The following is an 18,909-nucleotide window of genomic DNA, read 5'->3' as shown; positions in this document are numbered from 1 at the left end:
TTCAAAATTGGCCTATGAATTAGCTTTCAAGCCGATCGTCAGGCAACCAATCTCAAATTCGCACGGCCGCGCAATGGTTGAAGCTGGACATTGCCGATGCCTTCGACCGCACCCAACCGCTCAGCCAGTTCGCCATCCAGCGCAAAATCCTCGCCTAGAATGATGGTGACATACTCACCCGCGTCCAACAGGACCCGGACGATCACTTCACCACCCATCGACGTATTGCTGCCTTCGGACGCCGGGACCAGCTCCAGCCGCAGATCAGCGAGCGCTTCCAGGCTGAGTACATCAAGCATCAATCGCATGCGCTTGCCGCCCCGAACTTCATCTAGCGGCCGTGCACCCCGCACCGTTACGCGCGGCGGTTCACTTGGATTGGGCGAGTCCAGTTCGACATTGAGCAAGATGCAAGTGCCTTCAGCTGCCCATTTCTCGAACTGAGGCACCAGGCTTTCTTCGAAGCATGCCGCGCTGAACTGCCCGGACGAATCGGAAAAGTCGCCTCGGATAAAGTCTGCGCCGCGCTTGGTGCGGCCCTTACTGAAGCCTTCCACCATCGCCGCCAAGACGGCTGGTGAACGCCCCCCGGCAGGTGCGCCGGCCTCCATGATCGATTGATAGCTGCGCGCGCCATTGGCAGATGCAAGATGCCAATATTGCTGGACGGGATGAGCGGAGAAATAGAAGCCGAAATTCTCGCGCTCTTTGGCCATCTGCTCGGTACGAGACCACGCTTCGGCTTCCTGAAGCCGCAAGTCCTCATCCGCGGCATCCTCGCCGCCGAACAATGCCGCCTGCCCACTCGACCGCTCTCTCTCTGCCGCATCGGCAACGGCCAGGAGCATGTCGATATTGGCAAACAGCTTCCCGCGGTTCTCATCCAGGCAATCAAGCGCGCCCGCAGCGACCAAGCCCTCCAACTGCCGCGAGTTCATTGAACCCTTGGGGATTCGTTCGAAGAAGTCCTTCAGGCTGGTGAACGGGCCAGAGCCTTCGCGCTCAGAGACGATCGCATCCATCGCCTTGTCACCGACATTGCGGATGCCCGCGAGGGCATACCGCACTCCGTAACCTCTATCGGTCTGTTCGACCGTGAAACGCGCCTCGGAATGGTTGATCGAAGGTGGCAGAACTTCGACCCCGCCATCGCTGCCCGGATATCGCCGCGCATCATCTACAAAGACGGCCAACTTTTCAGAATGGTGCATGTCAAAGCACATCGAGGCGGCGAAGAACTCTTCCCGGTAATGCGCCTTCAACCACGCGGTCTGATACGCCAGCAGCGCGTAAGCGGCTGCGTGCGATTTGTTGAAACCATAGCCAGCGAACTTGTCGATCAAGTCGAACAGTTCGTTGGCCTGCTGCTTATCAATGCCTGAAACTTCCTTGCAGCCATCGATGAAACGCTGGCGCTGCGCGTCCATCTCGGACTGCTTCTTCTTACCCATCGCGCGGCGCAGCAAGTCCGCATCACCCAGCGAATATCCCGCCAGAATCTGCGCGGCCTGCATCACCTGTTCCTGATAGACGAAGATGCCGTAAGTTTCGGCCAGAATGCCTTCCAGCTTGGGGTGCGGATATTCGATCTCGGCTTCGCCATTCTTGCGTTTTCCGAACAGCGGGATGTTGTCCATCGGGCCCGGACGATAAAGCGAAACGAGCGCGATGATGTCGCCGAAGTTGGTTGGCTTCACTGCCGCGAGTGTGCGCCGCATACCTTCGGATTCCAGCTGGAACACACCCACGGTGTTGCCTGACTGGAGCAGGTCATAAACCGCCGTATCGTCCCACTCGAGCGCGCCGAGATCGATCTCGACCCCGCGCTTCTCCAGCAGATCAACCGCTTTGCGCAGCACCGACAGCGTTTTGAGGCCGAGGAAGTCGAATTTCACCAAGCCGCTGCTCTCGACATATTTCATGTCGAGCTGCGTCACTGGCATATCCGAACGCGGATCTCGGTACAGCGGCACCAACTGCGCCAGCGGGCGGTCGCCGATCACCACCCCAGCGGCGTGGGTCGAACTGTTTCGCGGCAACCCTTCAAGCTCCAGCGCCAGATCCACCAGCGCCTTCACCTCGTTGTCGTTATCGTATTCGCGCTTGAAATCCGCCGCGCCATTCAGCGCGCGCGGCAGCGTCCACGGATCTGTCGGATGGTTCGGGATCATCTTGCACAGCCGATCGACCTGACCATAGGGCATCTGCAGAATACGCCCGCAATCGCGCAGCACCGCCCTCGCTTTCATTTTACCGAATGTGATGATCTGCGCCACGTGATCATACCCGTATTTGGCTTGGACATAGCGGATCACTTCGCCGCGCCGTGTTTCGCAGAAATCGATATCGAAGTCCGGCATGGAGACGCGTTCGGGGTTCAGGAAGCGCTCGAAAAGCAGACCCAGCTTGATCGGGTCCAAGTCTGTAATCGTGAGAGCCCAAGCGGCAAGCGAACCGGCACCAGAGCCGCGGCCTGGCCCCACCGGAATACCGTTATCCTTGGCCCATTTGATGAAGTCCGCAACGATCAGGAAGTAGCCGGGGAAGCCCATCCCGACGATGATCTCGACCTCGTAATCCAGCCGGTCAAAATAGACCTTGCGTTCTTCCTCTGATAACGGGCCATAGGGCCCGAGCCGCGCTTCCAAACCTTTGCGCGCATCTTCGGCGAGCATTCTCGCTTCACCTTCCAGATCACCCGCAAGACTGGGCAAGATCGGCTTTCGGTCGGGTGGAATCACAGCGCAGCGTTGTGCAATCACCATCGTGTTCGCGATCGCTTCCGGCAAGTCCGCAAACAGCTCTTCCATCATCGGCGCAGATTTGACCCATGCCTCCCGATTGGTGTGCGGGCGATCCTCGGCATCGATATGCGATGAATTGGCGATGCACAGCATTGCGTCATGCGCCTTGTAGAAATGCGGCTCGGCATATTGCGCGGGGTTGCTAGCCACCAAAGGCAGATCGCGCGCATAGGCCATATCCAACAGGGCTTCTTCTGCCGCAATACAGACCGGATCCGAATGCCGGGCGATCTCGATGTAGAGCCGTTCAGGAAACAGCGCTTCGAGCCTGGTAATGAGTGCGTCGGCATGATCTCTCTGCCCCTCAGCCAGCAAACGGGTCAGCGCGCCCTCACCCGCACCAGTCAGCGCAATCAGTCCCTCTGTGTGCCCTTCAAGCTCGCTCAGCTGCACATGAGGTTCAAATTCGAGTGGCCGATCAAGATGAGCTTTGGAGACCAGGTGGCACAAATTGTCATAGCCCGCCTCATCCTGCGAAAGGAGTGGCAGATAATCGACCTGACGCCCATCCTCGTCACGCGCGATACCCAGCAAAGTGCCAATGATTGGCTGAACGCCTTCATCAATGCACGCGCCCGCAAAGGCGACCGTCCCATACAAGCCGTTGCGGTCACAGATGGCGATAGCGGGAAAGCCGCGTTCCTTCGCAAGCTTCGCAATCGCCTTGGGCTCGATGGCTCCTTCAAGCATCGAGTATGATGATTGCACACGTAGCGGAACAAACGGAGCGAAAGCCATTTCGCTACTTTAGGAACTGCTGCGCGATTCGGAAGCACCGAACCGCGTTAATTCTCCACAAGTGGACAGACTTACCAAATGGCTTGTCTATTGCGACCCAATTTCACCGACCAATGTCCGCAATTGGGTCGTTAGCGGTCTGTCCGCTTTTGTCCGGAAGCTAACCCAGAGCCGCCACGCTAAACCGACATCACAGCAGTTTTTCGATATCCTTCGCGATCCGCTCCGGCTTGTCGGTCGGGGCATAGCGCTTCACCACATTGCCTTCGCGGTCGATCAGGAATTTGGTGAAGTTCCATTTGATGCCGGTTGAGCCCATCAGACCCTTCGCTTCACCCTTCATCCAGTCATACAGCGGCGAGGCATCCGGCCCATTGACGTCAACCTTCTGCATCAGCGGAAAAGTGACGCCAAAGTTCACCTTGCAGAATTCCTGGATCTCGTCGGCATTGCCGGGTTCCTGCGCGCCGAACTGGTTGCAGGGGAAGCCAAGCACTTCGAAACCCTGATCCTTGTACTTCTGGAAGACCTTTTCCAAGCCGTCATATTGCGGGGTAAAGCCGCACTTGCTGGCGGTGTTTACGACCAGCAGCACCTTGCCCTTCTTTGTTGCAAGATCGAGCTCTTCACCGCGGTTGGTGGTAACGGTAAAATCGGCAATCGTGGTCATTCTGGTGCGTCCTCTTTCGGGCGATAGGTAAAGTCGAATGCGCTTTGCCACGAAACACCATGGTCCGTCGAGGATTCTCCGAACTGTCGCATCGATCCATCTTCATTTGCCGTGTAGCTCATCCGCACAAGCGTGTGCGGGGCGCCCGGCGATGGCCAGATCCCGGTCAGCACCATTTTGCCTTCAGTTACGCCGCCGGTGAACTCTACCGCGCCCGGTGAAGAGCCAACCCATTTCTGTCGTCACACGCCGGCGTTAGTGTCCCAGTGATTAAGGCTGGTTCCGCCGGCCCCGCGCAATGGCATCCAGCTTTCAATCACAGCGCAACCATTGTGCTTGCGCTCTATCCGGCTGTCGGCGACCTTGGCATCCCCCCCGGTTTGATAGACATCCCATTCACCCAGCCAGAAATCAAACCCCGCATGCCCTTCGCTGTCGCAAGCTGGTGGGGATGGCGGCGGCGATGGTTGCTGCGCGCCGGGTTCAGGTGCTGACTGCAGCAGCAATGCGGCGATAAGCGATGTAAGCATGAAATTCCCCCCGTTGTTTGTGGGGAGAAGACGCCAGATAGAGCCTGCCGTCAAAGCCGCATCCATCAGACGCCAACGCGCCTCTGCCAATGTCGGCGAGCTGTTAAGTTAGCATTCCGTCGTGCAAACGCACCACACGGTTCATTTTGCTGGCAAGCCGTTCATTGTGCGTCGCGACCAGCGCCGCGCTGCCCTCGCCACGCACCAGCGAAAGGAACTCGGCTAGCACCCGCTCGGCCGTGTGCTCGTCCAGATTTCCTGTAGGCTCGTCAGCCAAAACCAGCACCGGGCGATTAGCCAGGGCACGCGCCACAGCGACGCGCTGTTGCTCGCCGCCAGAAAGCTGGCTCGGGCGGTGATCCATCCGGTGACCTAGACCCAACGCGGTCAGCAGCTCTTCTGAACGTGCTTCTGCAAATTCGCGATCCACTCCGGCGATCATCTGCGGCATCACAACATTCTCGCGCGCGTTGAAATCGGGCAATAAATGGTGGAATTGATAGACAAAACCCAGATGGTCGCGCCGCAAGCTGGTGCGCTCTTCGGTTTGCATCGTTGCTGCTTCCTTGCCCGCGATCTGGATCGAGCCTTCGAAACCACCTTCGAGCAGGCCAACAGCTTGCAACATGGTCGATTTACCCGTTCCGGACGGCCCAAGCAAAGCGACGATCTCGCCCGGCCTGATATCAAGATCCGCACCGCGCAGGACTTCGATTACAGTATCGCCCTGCTTGAAGCTTCGCTTGAGTCCGCGGAGTTTGACAACCGGCTTCTTCTCCTCGTCGGCTGCGGTTGTATGCAGGACATCACTCATAACGCAGCACCTCCACAGGGTCAGTGCTTGCAGCTTTGAGCGCCGGGTAGAGGGTGGCCAGGAAACTCAAGATCAAGGCGAGTGCAACTATACCTGCGATCTCAACGGGGTCCGTGCGCGAGGGCAATGTCGAAAGGAACCGCACTTCAGGGTCCCAAATCTCTTGCCCTGTGACAAAAGCAATGAAGGAAACAATTGGCTCCCTGAAGTAAAGCACGACGAATCCGAGCCCCAGTCCAGCGATTGTGCCGAGTGCTCCGACGGTAAATCCAGTTGTTACAAAAATCTTGGTCAGGCTTTTGCGAGTTGCGCCCATTGTCCGCATGATCGCAATATCACGCGTCTTCGCACGCACCAGCATGACAAGACTCGACAGAATATTAAATGCTGCAACCAAAACCATGAAACTCAATGCAAAAAACATTGCGACGCGCTCTACCTGGAGCGCTTCGAAAAGCGTTGCATTCATCGTTTTCCAGTCGGCAATCACCGCGCGTCCAGCGAGCTTTTCCTGTACTGGTGCCAGTATCTCTCCAACCTTGTCAGGGTCAGTCACTTTAATTTCGATCTGCCCCACACTGTCGCCCATCAACAGCAACGTTTGCGCATCGGACATGGGCATCATCACGAACTTCTCGTCAAAATCGAAGATACCCACCTCGAAAATCGCTGACACTTCATACCCCACCTGGCGCATGGTCGTGCCAAATGGAGTCGTGCGGCCCTGCGGGTTGATGATCGTAATAGTGTCTCCCACCCGCGCGCCGATGTTCTGCGCAAGGCGAGAGCCAATCGCTACCTTGCTGGCATCAGGCTGAAGCTCTCCGATATTGCCCAGCAGTACCTTGTCAGCCATGCTGGCCAGATCATCCTGCGTCTGCCCGCGCACAAATATGCCCTCGACGCGTCCGTTAAATGTCGTCAGCAGCGGTTGCTCGATCAGCGGGTTTGCTTCCGCCACATCAGGGGTTGATTCAACCTCGCGCAGGACTTCTTCCCAGTTCGAAAGCCGTCCGCCATAGGCCTGCACCACCGCGTGGCCGTTCAAGCCAACAATTTTGTCGAGCAATTCAGCGCGGAAACCGTTCATCACGCTCATCACCACCACCAGCATGGCAACGCTGAGCATGACAACCCCAACCGAGATACCGGCAACCAGCGCAATGAACGCCTCCCCCTTGCCCGGCAAAAGGTATCGTTTGGCAATCATCCATTCGAATGGAGAGAGGATCACGGTCTATCTGGGCCCTCGAGAAAGTGACTGACATCAACTGGCAGAGCCTGGCTGAACGCAGGATTTAGGGCGCGCTGCAGTTCAAGGCAATGGAACAACTTGCGTCTTTCCCGATCAAAAGCTTGTGACACTGCCGCTATCGCCCTTGTAATCCTGCTGTAATATCGCCATTGACGCGGCGACGGTAACACGCGGCGCTAGCGGGCAGGCTCAGCATGAACTGGACTAATCCTTTCCTCGACGAATTTGGCGACAAGTTGCGCGAGGAATGTGGCGTGTTTGGCGCTATCAACGCATCTGACGCTTCTGCGGCGACCGCTTTGGGGCTGCATGCCTTGCAGCACCGCGGGCAAGAGGCGGCCGGCATCACCAGCTATGACGGTAAGGAGTTCTTCTCTCGCCGCGGGCTTGGCCATGTCGCAGAGAATTTCTCCTCGCCGGAAGCCATTGCGGAACTGCCCGGCTATATGGCCGCTGGGCATGTGCGCTATTCCACCACCGGCGGTGCGGGCCTGCGCAACGTACAGCCGCTCTATGCAGACCTCGCCAGCGGCGGTTTTGCAGTCGCGCACAATGGCAACATCTCGAATTCGCAGAAGCTTCGCGCCGAACTGGTTCAGAACGGCGCGATTTTCCAATCCACATCCGACACCGAAGTGATCATCCACCTTGTCGCAACCAGCCGTTATCCAACTATGGTCGACCGGCTGGTTGACGCGCTGCGTCTGGTCGAGGGGGCCTACGCGCTCGTAGTTATGACACCTGAAGGCATGATCGCATGCCGCGATCCGCTCGGCATTCGCCCGCTTGTAATGGGAAAAATGGGCGATGCAGTTGTCTTTGCCAGCGAAACCGTCGCGTTCGATGTCGTCGGCGCAGAATTTACCCGGGAAGTCGAGCCAGGCGAACTGATCCGTGTCGATTTCGAAGGCAAGATCGAAACATTGCGCCCCTTCGGCAATCACAGTTCGCGACCATGCATCTTCGAGCATGTCTATTTCAGCAGACCGGATTCATTCTTCGCGGGTCAATCGGTCTATGAAGCACGCAAGGCGATTGGACAGCAATTAGCTATCGAAAGCCCGGTCGACGCTGATCTGGTCGTGCCCGTACCGGACAGCGGCGTGCCCGCAGCCATTGGCTATGCTCAGGAGTCGGGCGTACCGTTTGAGCTGGGCATTATCCGTTCACACTATGTCGGGCGAACATTCATCCAGCCTTCGGACACAGCGCGTCATTCCGGCGTTAAGCGCAAGCACAACGCCAATCGCGGTCTTGTTGAAGGCAAGCGGATCGTGCTGATCGACGATTCAATAGTCCGCGGCACTACTTCGATGAAGATCGTCGAGATGATGCGCGAAGCAGGCGCCAGCGAAGTACACTTCCGCGTTGCCAGCCCACCCACGGCGCATAGCTGTTTCTACGGTGTCGATACGCCGGAGCGTGAGAAACTGCTCGCCGCCCGGATGGACGTTGAGCCCATGCGCGAATACATCAAGGCAGATAGCCTGGCATTCGTGTCTATCGACGGCCTGTATCGTGCCGTCGGCGCTGACCACCGCGAGAACAGTTGTCCGCAGTTTTGCGATGCATGCTTTACGGGCGATTATCCAACCTCGCTGACAGACCTAAATGCCAAGGACAGCGACGACGCTCAATTAACATTCGCAGATCACAAGGCAGCTTGAGCCATGACAGACGGCAACAAACCACTTGAGGGCAAGCTCGCGCTTGTCACCGGCGCAAGCAAAGGAATAGGCGCTGCAACTGCAAGAACACTTGCTTCCCAGGGGGCTCACGTGGTGCTGGTCGCTCGCGACGTCAAAGCGCTCGAAGCGGTAGAAGACGAAATTCACGCGGAAGGCGGTACTTCCACCATCGCCCCGCTCGATCTGACCGAGCCCGAATCGATAGCGCGTCTGGCCCAGGCAGTTTCAAGCCGATGGGATGTGCTCGATATCATGGTGCTATCTGCCGCCTATCTGCCAACTTTGACGCCCGTCACGCAGATCGATCCGAAGCAGTTTAATCAGGCGTTGAATCTCAATGTCTTGGCGACGCAAGCCTTGTTGTCCGCGTTCGACCCCATGCTCAAACGTTCAGAGGCGGCCCGCATTATCGGGCTCACAAGCAGCGTGGGCGCCGGCCCCCGAGCCTATTGGAGCGCATATGGTGCATCCAAGGCTGCCTTTGATAATATTCTTAGCTCTTACGGGCAAGAAGTTGAAAAGATTGCTAATATCCGCGTTGCGATTGTCGATCCCGGTGCCACGCGCACCAGCATGCGTGCCAAGGCCTATCCCGGTGAAGATCCCGAAACGGTAAAGCAGCCTGACGTCGTGGCGACCCGTATTGCCGAGCTAGTCCAGGAAGGTTTTGAGACCGGTCATCGCGAGCGCGTTGACGGCTAAATCGTACGCCTGTTACCGCGCAATACCATTCGGTTAAATCGCCGCTAACCACTTTCCTATACAAATGGGAAACCGCGCTCGGTCAACGTGTGTGAAGCTTAAGGCCATGTTCGCAAGATCAGCGAGCACCGGTTCGAGAGCAAGATACGCTAGAACTCAAGGAATTCGGGCATGCATACAACGCAAGACCGCTACGAAATCTCCGCGCAGGAAGATCGCTGCGCTCCACGCAAGAAGCTGACCAGCCAATGCTATCGCTGCGCGCATCGGGTGGCTGCGCCTTCCCAAGCGTGGTGCACGACCTGTCCATCTCCGGCTTCTCCGCCGCCGCGATCAACCGGATGCATGAAGGCCAGGTTTGCTGGCTGACGCTGCCCGGCCTGGAATCGCTCCAGGCGCAGGTTGTATGGTGGGAAAACTGCATTGTCGGCTGCGCCTTCACCAAACTGCTCAGCCCGATCGTGCATGACAACATCATTCAGCGTTACGCGCAGATGAGCGCTTACCGCAGCGTTTAATCATAGTGCGGGCCGCAGCTAAGATCGCCGTTGCTGAGTTATTCAGCTGCGGCGATTTTTTGCACCAACTGATACCATTCGCCTCGTGCATTACTGGTAGCTGTGGGCCAATTGCTGACCACCGCAACCACAAGGCCCTGCTCCGGTATGATCGTAATCGATTGACCGAATATGCCCTGGGCACCGTACCCGCCATCGTAGACCCACCATTGATAGCCATAGCCGAACCCCGGGCGTTCGAAGTCCACTTTACTATCCCCTGCATCGCCAAACCAGCCATCAGGAACGACGCCCTTACCGCCTTCCAGAGCAAATTGCCCCATGCGGGCATAATCAGCCAAGCGGATCGACAAGCAGCAGCCACCGATGCTGCCGCCGCGCGGGTCGCTCATCCAGAACATATCGGCTTCAAACCCTGCCGGGTTGACGACCTTCTGCTTGGCGTAGGCAGCTAGCGGAAGACCTACAGCATTCTCTACCACCAGACCGATAAGATTGGTCTCGCCGGTCTTGTAGACCCATTTCTCACCTGGTGGCGCTTCGCGCGGTAGGTCCTTCATCTGCGCGACCATCGCGTCTTCGCCATATTCCAGCACAAAGCTCGCCATCTTGGCCACGTCGCTGTCAGGATCGGTATAGTCTTCGTTCCACGCGACGCCTGACGTCATTGTCGCAAGCTGCTCGACTGTCACATCATCATAGGCCGAGCCCGCAAGTTCAGGGATGTACTTGGTCACAGGGTCCTGCAAACTGCCAATGAAGCCATCCCGAATTGCTGCACCCAGCAGCGTCGAGGTGAAGCTCTTTGCAACAGAGAAACTGGTCCAGCGCTGTTCGGGGCCAAAGCCAAGGCGATAACTTTCAAAGCGTTTCTGCCCGTTCTGCAGCACCATGACACCTGCGGCATTGGTCGCATCCATCACGTCGCGAATTTCAGCCGCCAGCGCATCATCTAGCGGCGCACCATCGGGCAATGGGCGCGGTTCCAGAGCGCCCTTTACTTCGTGACCTTCGAACCAATTCTCCATATCGCGAAAACGCGCGCTGCGTTGTTCATCGCTCCAGAAAAGAACCTGCAAGTCAGCCAGATCGCGTTCTGGCGGCGTGACAAACGTAACCGGATTTTCCTGCACCGCCACGGTTTCGACCGGGCCACTATAGCCCGCTACACATCCTGAAAGTGCCAGCGCCATTGCCGCGCTGCTAATCCAAATCCGCATTATTCTCTCCTGTCTTCCGTTGCAGCGCTCCCTATGGAGAGCAATCCGCGGGAGCAAGCCTAGCTTTGCGCTTTCATGTCGCGGTAGGCCGCCAGCGCGCGCTCGCGCCCTTCCTTATGCGCGATAATCTTCGCAGGGTAGGACGAAGGGCGCACGCCATGCTCTTCGGGATCATGTATGTAAGGCTCGCTTAAGTCTGCCAGTTCGGGCACGTACTCGCGGATATAGCCCGCCGCATCGAACTTCTCCGACTGGCTGAGCGGTGCCATGATCCGCACGAACATATTGCTGTCTACGCCTGTGCCCGCGACCCATTGCCAGTTCGCGCCATTGCTAGCGTAGTCCGCATCGACCAGCGTGTCCCAGAACCATTGTTCACCCACGCGCCAGTCGATCAGCAGATGTTTGATCAGGAAGCTCGCCGCGATCATCCGCACACGGTTGTGCATCCAGCCCGTCTGCCACAATTGCCGCATGCCTGCATCGACGATCGGATAGCCGGTGCGCCCCTGCTGCCACGCTTTCAGATCGCGCGCGGCCGCTTCATCTGTCTCCGGATCGCGCCAGGCGATTTTGTCAAAGTCGGCGCGGTAATTGTCGAGCGCATAGCGCGGAAACTGGCAGATCGCATTCTGCGCATAATCGCGCCAGATCAGCTCTTTCTCATAGGTCTTCCAACCCTTAGATCGCTTGTGCTTAAGCGCATGCCAGATCTGGACCGGGCTGATTTCTCCGAAGTGGAGGTAGGGCGAGAGCTGGCTGGTCTTGTCCACACTCGGCAAATTGCGCGCATCGTCATAGTCATCTGCGTGGTCTTCCCACCATTCGAGCCGTTCGTTCGCTGCTTTCTCACCCACTTCCCAGAAGTCACGCATGCCGCCTGCCCAATCGGGATTGGTGGGCAGCAGGTTCCAGCTCTCCAGGGTATCGCTCGCGGGCCAGTTTTCGGGCGATGACAGCGTTTCGGGCTCTGGCAACGCGTCGCGTGGCGGCAGCATCTCCAGCGTCGCTTTCGCAAACGGCGTGTAGATCTTGTACAGCGCGCCGGAGCCCGTCGTCACAGCGCCGGGTGGCAGCAGGTAATTGGCATCATAGAGCTGGAGGTCGAGCCGCTCTTTCAACTCGCCCTGCGCCTTGCGCCACCACGGTTCGTAGTGCCTGTTGGCGTGGATCGTTTCTGCGCCCGTTTCCTCCGCGATCTTGATGAGTTCCTCCACCACATCGCCGCACCGCAGGATGATCTTCGCGTGGCGCTGGGCGAAGCTGTTTGCCAAGCTTTCTAGCGAATGATGCAGCCACCAGCGCGACGCACCGCCGTAGGCATGACTGCCCGCGATCTCATCATCGAGCACATAGACCGCGATCACGGGGCCCGCTTGCGCCGCGTGATAGAGCGCGGGATTGTCCGCCATGCGCAAATCGCGCCGGAGCCAAAGGATTTGGGGTTTGGTCATTCTCTTTCTTTCCCCTCTCCCCATGTGGGGAGAGGATATCGAAGCTTGCTCCGAGTGGAGTTAGCGGAGCCTGGAGAGGGGAGAACGGTCTGGGCTGGCCCCTCCCCCAACCCCTCCCCTGAAGGTTAGGGGGCTTTGAATGGCAACGAAACTAGCCGCCTGAGTGTTCCTGATTCAATGGTTCACACTTTACATCGGGCAGCGCGACCGAGAAACGGTCCCGCACACGCGGGTCGTAGAACCGCGCATCGCGCAGCAGCACCGAGCCGTCTTCAGCCCGTTCGGCAAACGGCGCACGGGTCCAGAAGAGGAAGGCGTCGAGCTCCGAATTGCTCGCTGTCTGAGAGACAGCGGCATCGAAGTCGCAGATATGCTCAGAAAGCAATCTTCCGCGATGCGAGATCGACTGAGGATGGTGTGCGACCAACCAATTGTGCTCATGCTTAAAGGTCGGAGCCAGAATCTCGCGTTGCCAGAACCAAAGCGGCACAGGAGATGCGATAGCTTCTTGGGATCTAACAAAAACCATTTCACCAGCTGTCGAGCGTGCAAATTCACTGATCACCCCATTCACCCCGACATACGTCAGGCTCACAGCTATCGCCACGCGAGCCGGCTTCATCCAATCGCCGCCTGCCTTCTCCCGCCACAGCGAGAACCATGTCGCGAAGCCCATCAGCGCCCATAGCCACACATCGATGATGAACAGCGTGTCGCCGAAGAACCACTGGCTCGAAAACGGTTCGAGGAACCGCACACCATAAACATTGAGCCAATCGAGCGCCGGATGAGTCAGGCAACCGATAAAGGATAACGCGTAAAGCCATCCGAAATGCACGCGCAATCGCCCTTCAGGCCGAGCTCCGCGCTTCGCTTGCCAGCGGTCATAACCCCACAGCAGCCCCGCGAGGATCAGCGGCAACAGCACCATCGCGGGCGGGCCATGCGTAATCCCGCGGCGGAAACCGAGGTGTTCCTGCCCCTCCAACCAGAAGAAGCACGCCGCATCGACATCGGGCAGGTTCGCCCCGATGATCAGCGCGGGCATAGCGAGCCCGGTCTTCTTCTTAAGCCCTGCCTGCCCCAGCAGCGCACCAACCAGCGAGTGGGTCAGATTATCCAAGCCAATTCTCCGCTCTTAGCCCCTGCTCAAACCCTACAGCATGGAACACATGGAACACTGTCCTAGGCGCAAAAAACTCTCGGTGGAAATCCGACAAATTCAATAGCTTCCCGAAAATGGCTGATAAAGAGCGCATTCCACCTGATAGGGTGAAAGACACTACGTAGGAAACACTAGTCGGTCGTGTGACCTTCCTTGTCATCCACCGTCCAGGTCTGGCCCGAGCCCAGCAGCTTGGCGAGGTTCGCCTGCTTGCCTACAATCGCCCGTGCGCGCTCATCGGCCACGGCAGCTTCGAATGTCGGGCGCGGATCGTCATAGAGCACGCCGAGCGCCATCGGGAACGGTCCAAATGGCATTTCAATCAGCATGTGCGCAACGCTGCGGTTGGTTGCATCATGCACCAGCACGCCCGCCTCCTCCCAATTTTCCTCCGTCGCATCGACCACCTTGAGCTCCAACGCATCGCGATCCAGCGCGATGCCCTTTTCAAAGCCTGTCTTGGGATCGCCGAACAGCATCGGCTTGCCATGCTCCAGCCACAGCTGGCGATCACCCGCCCCTTTGGGCGCGGCGAAATCGTCAAACACATCCTTGTTGTAAACGATGCAATTCTGGAAAATCTCGATGAAGGCCGCGCCCTGGTGCGCATGCGCTGCTTTCAGTACATCGGGCAGGTTCTTGGACACATCGAAACCGCGCCCGATAAAGCGCGCACCCGCGCCTAATGCAAAGGCGCAAGGATTGGCTGGGCGATCATAGGAACCGATTGGCGTGGACGGGCTGCGCGTGCCAACGCGGCTGGTGGGGGATGCCTGCCCCTTGGTCAGGCCGTATATCTCGTTATTGAACAGCATGATCTGCATGTTCACATTGCGGCGCAGGACATGCAGCATGTGATTGCCGCCGATGGAAAGTCCATCACCGTCGCCCGTCACCAGCCAAACATCCAAATCGGGATTGGCAAGCTTCACGCCCGTCGCAATCGCCGGCGCACGGCCGTGGATGGTGTGGAAGCCGTAAGTTTCCATGTAATAGGGGAAGCGGCTGGAGCAGCCGATCCCGCTGATGAAGCAGGTGTTGGACGGGTTCGCACCCAGCTGTGGCAGCGTGCGCTGCACCGCCTTCAGGATCGCATAATCCCCGCAGCCGGGGCACCAGCGGACTTCCTGATCGGTTTCCCAATCCTTGAGCGTGGTCTCGATCTTGGTCATCTCGTTCATGCCAAGGCCTCCTCAATCGCGGCTTCGAGTTCGTGGATGTAGAATGGCTGCCCGCTGGTCTTGTTGAGCGGTTTCGCATCGACCAGATATTGATCGCGCAGAACAGTCTTGAACTGGCCGGTGTTCATTTCGGGCACCAGCACCTTGTCATAACTCTTCAGCAGATCGCCCAAGTTTGCAGGCAATGGCCAGACGTGACGCACATGGATGTGGCTGACATCGTGCCCCTTGGCGCGCATGCGGCCGACCGCCTGATGGATCGGGCCATAGGTACTGCCCCAGCCCACCACGGCCAGCTTGCCACCTTCGCCGCCGAGGCAAACCTCCTGATCGGGGACTTCGATACCAAGCACCTTTTGTTGGCGTGCGACAGTCATCGCCTGGTGGTTTTCGGGCGAGTAATCGATGTGGCCGGTATCAACCGCTTTCTCGATCCCGCCGATGCGGTGCATCAGATCGGGCGTGCCCGGCTTGATCCAGGGGCGTGCGCCATTTTCGTCGCGCTTGTAAGGCAACAAAGTGGCGTCGCCATTCTCGTTGGCAGGCCCGTTCTTCGCATCGAGGAACTTTGCCGGAAACGGCGTGAAGCTCGCCGGGTCTGGCACCAGCCATGGCTCCGCAGCATTGGCGATATAGCCATCGGTCAGCAACATGACCGGCGTCATATATTGGGTGGCAATACGGCAAGCCTCGATGGCGCATTCAAACGCATCTCCCGGGCTGCTGGCTGATACGACCGGGATCGGCGCGTCACCATTGCGGCCATAAATCGCTTGGTAGAGGTCACTCTGCTCAGTCTTGGTTGGCAGACCTGTTGACGGTCCGCCGCGCTGCGAATTTACGATTACCAGCGGCAGCTCGGTCATGATTGCAAGCCCCATGGCTTCGCCTTTCAGCGCGATGCCCGGGCCAGAAGAGCTGGTGACGCCCAGCGATCCGGCATAGCTTGCGCCAATGGCTGCGCAGATCGCGGCGATCTCGTCTTCCGCCTGGAAAGTGGTGACGTTGTATTCCTTCAGCCGCGCCAGATGGTGCAGGATCGCGGATGCCGGCGTAATCGGATAGCCGCCGAAGAACATCGGCAGTTCCGCCAATTGCGCGCCCGCGACCAGCCCGAGCGAGATCGACTCCGCACCGGTGATGGTACGGTAAAGTCCCGGCGCGCTCGGTGTGGCAGGCACATTCAGCTGTTTGAGCGGGCCGGAAAGTTCCGCTGTTTCGCCATAGGCGTGCCCTGCATCAAGCGCGGCGATATTGGCGCCTGCGATGTCCGGCTTATTCTTGAACTTGGCGCGCAGCCATTCCCGGATCGGTTCGCGATCACGGTCAAACATCCACAGCGCGAGGCCCAGCGTCCACATATTCTTGGACCGCAGTGCGTCCTTGTTGCCAAGGCCAAATTCCTTGACCGCTTCGATCGTCAAAGCGCTGATATCGAATGCCAGCACGTCATATTTCGCCAGACTGCCATCATCGATCGGGCTTTGGTCGTATTTCGCCTTGTCGAGATTACGCTTCGTGAACTCACCCGTGTCTGCGATGATCAACCCGCCGGGTTTGAGCGCTGACAGATTTACCTTGAGCGCAGCAGGGTTCATCGCAACCAGCACATCGGGCGCGTCACCCGCGGTGTTGATCTCCCGACTGCCGAAGTTGATCTGAAAAGCCGAGACACCGAACAACGTTCCCTGCGGCGCACGGATTTCCGCTGGAAAGTCCGGGAACGTCGCCAAATCATTGCCCGCCAGCGCGGTGGATAAGGTGAACTGCCCGCCCGTCAGCTGCATCCCGTCGCCGCTATCACCCGCAAACCGGACCACCACGGCGTCAGGCTGTTGAGAATCTGAATTCGGCTTTTCAACGGCTTGCTTTGCCATCTGCGTTCCTTGTCACGCGCCGCAAGATCCGGCGCAGTCCCTATTGAAGCTGGCAAGTATTCTCCACCCTCTCCTCTCGCAATGAAGTTTTTCTCCTATGTGCACAAGTGTTGAGTGGAAAAGCGCGTTTGTCCCCTCTAACCTGACAAAAAGCACAGCAAGAAAGAGCATTGAATGGCCGCAGAGACACCTTTTATCCGCCCCGATGTGAAAGCTTTCCTCGATGGACTTGCGGCTATGGGCGGTGTTCCAATTGCTGAAATGACGCTTGAGGAAGCGCGCGCAAGCTATGTGGCGCTGCATGGAATGGCGGATGCGCCGCCACGCGATCTGGCGGTCATCAAGGATCTGAGTTACCCCGGTACAGACAATCCCTCGGGCGGCGAAATCGGATTGCGACTGTATGATGCTCGCGACACCAGAGAGCCTGGCCCCGTCATCGTATTCTACCACGGCGGCGGCTTTGTCATTGGCGATCTGGATACACACCACAACCTCTGCACTGAAATTGCGCACCAGATGGATTTGCCAGTGGTGGCGGTCGATTATCGCCGCGCTCCCGAACATCCCTTCCCCGCGGCGATTGACGATTGCGAGGCCGCCACGCGCTGGATTGCGACTTCGCCTGAGGCATTAGGGCGCAAGGCAACCGGCCTGATCCCGATCGGTGACAGCGCGGGCGGCAATGCGACCATCGTGGTGAGCCAGCAACTGGCGGCAAAGCCAGCAGACGTTCCCGTTGTGCTGCAAGTGCCGATCTTCCCGCTCGCCAGCGATGCAATGGGCTCAGCCAGTCTGGAGGAGTTCGCAGAGGGCTTCGTTTTGACAAAGGGTGCGGTCGAATTTTTCGATGCCGCTTATGCGCCTGACCGCAATGATCCGCGCGCGATACCGATACTGGGCGACCACAGCACAGCACCGCCAACAGTCCTTGTCACAGCCAGCCTCGATCCGATCCGCGATTCAGGTCGCGACTATGGCGCGGCGTTGAGCGCGGCCGGGATCGATCATGTCCATCTGGAAGTGCGCGGCGGCACGCATAGCTTTACCAATCTGCGGCAGGCCGTACCAAGCTATCAGCATGAAACGGAGCGCATGTTTGCGGCAATGAAACTGATGCTCGGAGCCTTTGCATGAGCGCGGCCGCTTACCGGCTGTGCGCCGGATTCATGCTCACAAACAAGCATGGCCAAGTATTCGTCGGGCAGCGGATCGACTCGCAGCATCTGGGCGCATGGCAGATGCCGCAGGGCGGGATCGACCCGGGCGAAGATACAAGGGAAGCGGCGCTGCGCGAGCTTCATGAAGAGACCGGGATCGGCACACATCTGGTGGATATCATTGCGCAAACGCGTGAGCCCTTGCGCTATGATTTGCCCGATGAACTGATCGGAAAACTATGGGGCGGGAAGTATCGCGGGCAGGAACAACATTGGTTCCTGGGCCGGTTTTCTGGCTCGGACGATGATGTCAATCTGGAGGCGCATGACCCGCCCGAGTTTGCTGAATGGCAATGGGTTGAGCCGACGCAATTGCCGGATCTGATCGTTCCGTTCAAACGCGATGTCTATCGCGCCTTAGTGCGAGAGTTCGGCGATCTGATCTAGTTTGCAAAGCGAAATGCAATCCGCTCCCGATTGTCCTTGGCGCGTGCTGACTTGAACGAATCCAACGCCTCAATCCGCCCAAACCATGCATTGATGTTGGGATAGCCGCCTTCGAACGCGCCTTTATCGCGCGCCGCATACATCGGATAGGCCAGCGTGATGTCAGCAGCGGTCAAATTGTCTCCGCCAAAGTATGGCTGGGCACCAAGGTCCTTTTCCATCTCACCCAGCAGCGCCTGCATGCGCGGGTTCAGAAACATCTTTCGAACCTGACCGAACACAGCCTTCAAAAGCGAGCTGATCGGCCAAGGCGAACGCATTTCCAGCAATCTGAGCACCATCTCTATACTCTGCAGCGGCATGAGTGACCCGGGTGAGGAATGGTACCAGAACAGGTGCCTTACGCGATCCTTATGGCCAGCTTTCGGGTTCAACTTGCTGTCTGGATAGGAATCCAGAATGTAGTCTATGATCGCATTGCTCTCTGCAAGGACCACCTCACCGTCAGTAATCACCGGAGCTGTGCCAAGCGGGGACAGAGCCTTGTAATCATCCGGGGCGAGATTGGTCTCCGGATTGCGGTTGTAGGATTTTAGCTCGTACTCTGCACTCAATGCCTCGAGCAGCCAGAGAATCCGGAAGCTTTGCGAATATTCAAGATGGTGGAGTGTCAGCATCCTTGATCC

Annotated in this window: 17 protein-coding genes; 5 read left to right on the top strand and 12 right to left on the bottom strand. The window is 58.1% G+C overall.

Translation table 11 applies throughout. The features are described 5' to 3' along the window. Nucleotides 1-38 precede the first annotated feature (38 nt). The 6 genes from dnaE to QZ487_RS07570 form a co-directional block, all read right to left on the bottom strand. Nucleotides 39-3,542: a DNA polymerase III subunit alpha gene (gene dnaE / locus QZ487_RS07595; protein WP_296024032.1), complete on the bottom strand. Its 3,504-nt coding sequence runs from the start codon at nt 3,540-3,542 to the stop codon at nt 39-41. A 190-nt stretch (nt 3,543-3,732) separates the two neighbouring features. Next, nucleotides 3,733-4,212: a glutathione peroxidase gene (locus QZ487_RS07590; RefSeq protein ID WP_285975053.1), complete on the bottom strand. Its 480-nt coding sequence runs from the start codon at nt 4,210-4,212 to the stop codon at nt 3,733-3,735. Then, complete coding sequence (locus QZ487_RS07585) at nt 4,209-4,334, bottom strand: hypothetical protein (RefSeq protein WP_296024030.1); 126 nt, start codon at nt 4,332-4,334, stop codon at nt 4,209-4,211. Before QZ487_RS07585 ends, QZ487_RS07590 begins: the two co-directional genes overlap by 4 nt. 120 nt (nt 4,335-4,454) lie before the next feature. Beyond that, nucleotides 4,455-4,742: a hypothetical protein gene (locus tag QZ487_RS07580; RefSeq protein WP_296024029.1), complete on the bottom strand. Its 288-nt coding sequence runs from the start codon at nt 4,740-4,742 to the stop codon at nt 4,455-4,457. Nucleotides 4,743-4,845: 103 nt separating this feature from the next. After that, nucleotides 4,846-5,556, bottom strand: coding sequence for an ABC transporter ATP-binding protein (locus QZ487_RS07575; protein ID WP_296024027.1), 711 nt, complete (start codon nt 5,554-5,556; stop codon nt 4,846-4,848). Next, complete coding sequence (locus QZ487_RS07570) at nt 5,549-6,790, bottom strand: lipoprotein-releasing ABC transporter permease subunit (protein ID WP_296024026.1); 1,242 nt, start codon at nt 6,788-6,790, stop codon at nt 5,549-5,551. Before QZ487_RS07570 ends, QZ487_RS07575 begins: the two co-directional genes overlap by 8 nt. Nucleotides 6,791-7,005: 215 nt before the next feature. On the opposite strand from QZ487_RS07570, the gene purF reads away from it, so the two are divergent. From purF to QZ487_RS07555, 3 genes are all read left to right on the top strand, one after another. Next, on the top strand, nt 7,006-8,478 hold the full coding sequence (purF, locus tag QZ487_RS07565) for an amidophosphoribosyltransferase (RefSeq protein ID WP_296024025.1): 1,473 nt from the start codon (nt 7,006-7,008) through the stop codon (nt 8,476-8,478). 3 nt (nt 8,479-8,481) lie between these two features. Then, nucleotides 8,482-9,201, top strand: coding sequence for an SDR family NAD(P)-dependent oxidoreductase (locus tag QZ487_RS07560; RefSeq protein WP_285975048.1), 720 nt, complete (start codon nt 8,482-8,484; stop codon nt 9,199-9,201). Nucleotides 9,202-9,449: 248 nt separating this feature from the next. Beyond that, nucleotides 9,450-9,719 carry a PilZ domain-containing protein gene (locus QZ487_RS07555; RefSeq protein WP_367114436.1) on the top strand — a complete coding sequence of 90 codons (270 nt, stop codon included), beginning with the start codon at nt 9,450-9,452 and terminating at the stop codon, nt 9,717-9,719. 38 nt (nt 9,720-9,757) lie between these two features. Here QZ487_RS07555 and QZ487_RS07550 read toward each other — a convergent pair whose 3' ends face one another. The 5 genes from QZ487_RS07550 to QZ487_RS07530 all read right to left on the bottom strand — a co-directional run bounded on the left by QZ487_RS07550 (nt 9,758) and on the right by QZ487_RS07530 (nt 16,616). Continuing rightward, the gene (locus QZ487_RS07550) at nt 9,758-10,939 is read right to left on the bottom strand and encodes a serine hydrolase (protein ID WP_296024022.1); all 1,182 of its coding nucleotides are present in this window, start codon (nt 10,937-10,939) and stop codon (nt 9,758-9,760) included. Nucleotides 10,940-10,998: 59 nt separating this feature from the next. After that, entirely contained in the window at nt 10,999-12,393 is a 1,395-nt protein-coding gene (locus tag QZ487_RS07545) for a deoxyribodipyrimidine photo-lyase (RefSeq protein ID WP_296024021.1), read from the bottom strand. Nucleotides 12,394-12,544: 151 nt separating this feature from the next. Then, the gene (locus QZ487_RS07540; protein ID WP_296024020.1) at nt 12,545-13,516 is read right to left on the bottom strand and encodes a metal-dependent hydrolase; all 972 of its coding nucleotides are present in this window, start codon (nt 13,514-13,516) and stop codon (nt 12,545-12,547) included. A gap of 173 nt (nt 13,517-13,689) precedes the next feature. Further along, nucleotides 13,690-14,739 (bottom strand): 2-oxoacid:ferredoxin oxidoreductase subunit beta, encoded by a 1,050-nt coding sequence (locus QZ487_RS07535; RefSeq protein ID WP_296024018.1) that lies wholly within the window; start codon nt 14,737-14,739, stop codon nt 13,690-13,692. Continuing rightward, nucleotides 14,736-16,616 carry a 2-oxoacid:acceptor oxidoreductase subunit alpha gene (locus tag QZ487_RS07530; protein ID WP_296024017.1) on the bottom strand — a complete coding sequence of 627 codons (1,881 nt, stop codon included), beginning with the start codon at nt 16,614-16,616 and terminating at the stop codon, nt 14,736-14,738. Before QZ487_RS07530 ends, QZ487_RS07535 begins: the two co-directional genes overlap by 4 nt. Before the next feature lie 174 nt (nt 16,617-16,790). On the opposite strand from QZ487_RS07530, the gene QZ487_RS07525 reads away from it, so the two are divergent. Then, nucleotides 16,791-17,753, top strand: coding sequence for an alpha/beta hydrolase (locus QZ487_RS07525; RefSeq protein ID WP_296024016.1), 963 nt, complete (start codon nt 16,791-16,793; stop codon nt 17,751-17,753). After that, nucleotides 17,750-18,223 carry an RNA pyrophosphohydrolase gene (locus QZ487_RS07520; protein ID WP_285975041.1) on the top strand — a complete coding sequence of 158 codons (474 nt, stop codon included), beginning with the start codon at nt 17,750-17,752 and terminating at the stop codon, nt 18,221-18,223. The genes QZ487_RS07525 and QZ487_RS07520 overlap by 4 nt, the downstream gene beginning before the upstream one ends. Here the strand turns inward: QZ487_RS07520 and QZ487_RS07515 are convergent. Beyond that, entirely contained in the window at nt 18,220-18,900 is a 681-nt protein-coding gene (locus QZ487_RS07515; protein WP_296024014.1) for a glutathione S-transferase family protein, read from the bottom strand. The two genes, QZ487_RS07520 and QZ487_RS07515, sit on opposite strands and share 4 nt — an antisense overlap. Nucleotides 18,901-18,909 lie beyond the last annotated feature (9 nt).

Origin of the sequence: uncultured Altererythrobacter sp. (assembly GCF_913057185.1) — a bacterium.
Classification (GTDB): domain Bacteria; phylum Pseudomonadota; class Alphaproteobacteria; order Sphingomonadales; family Sphingomonadaceae; genus Erythrobacter; species Erythrobacter rubellus.
Note: the sequence above shows the minus strand (reverse complement) of the source record. Positions and strands in the feature narration are given on the sequence as shown.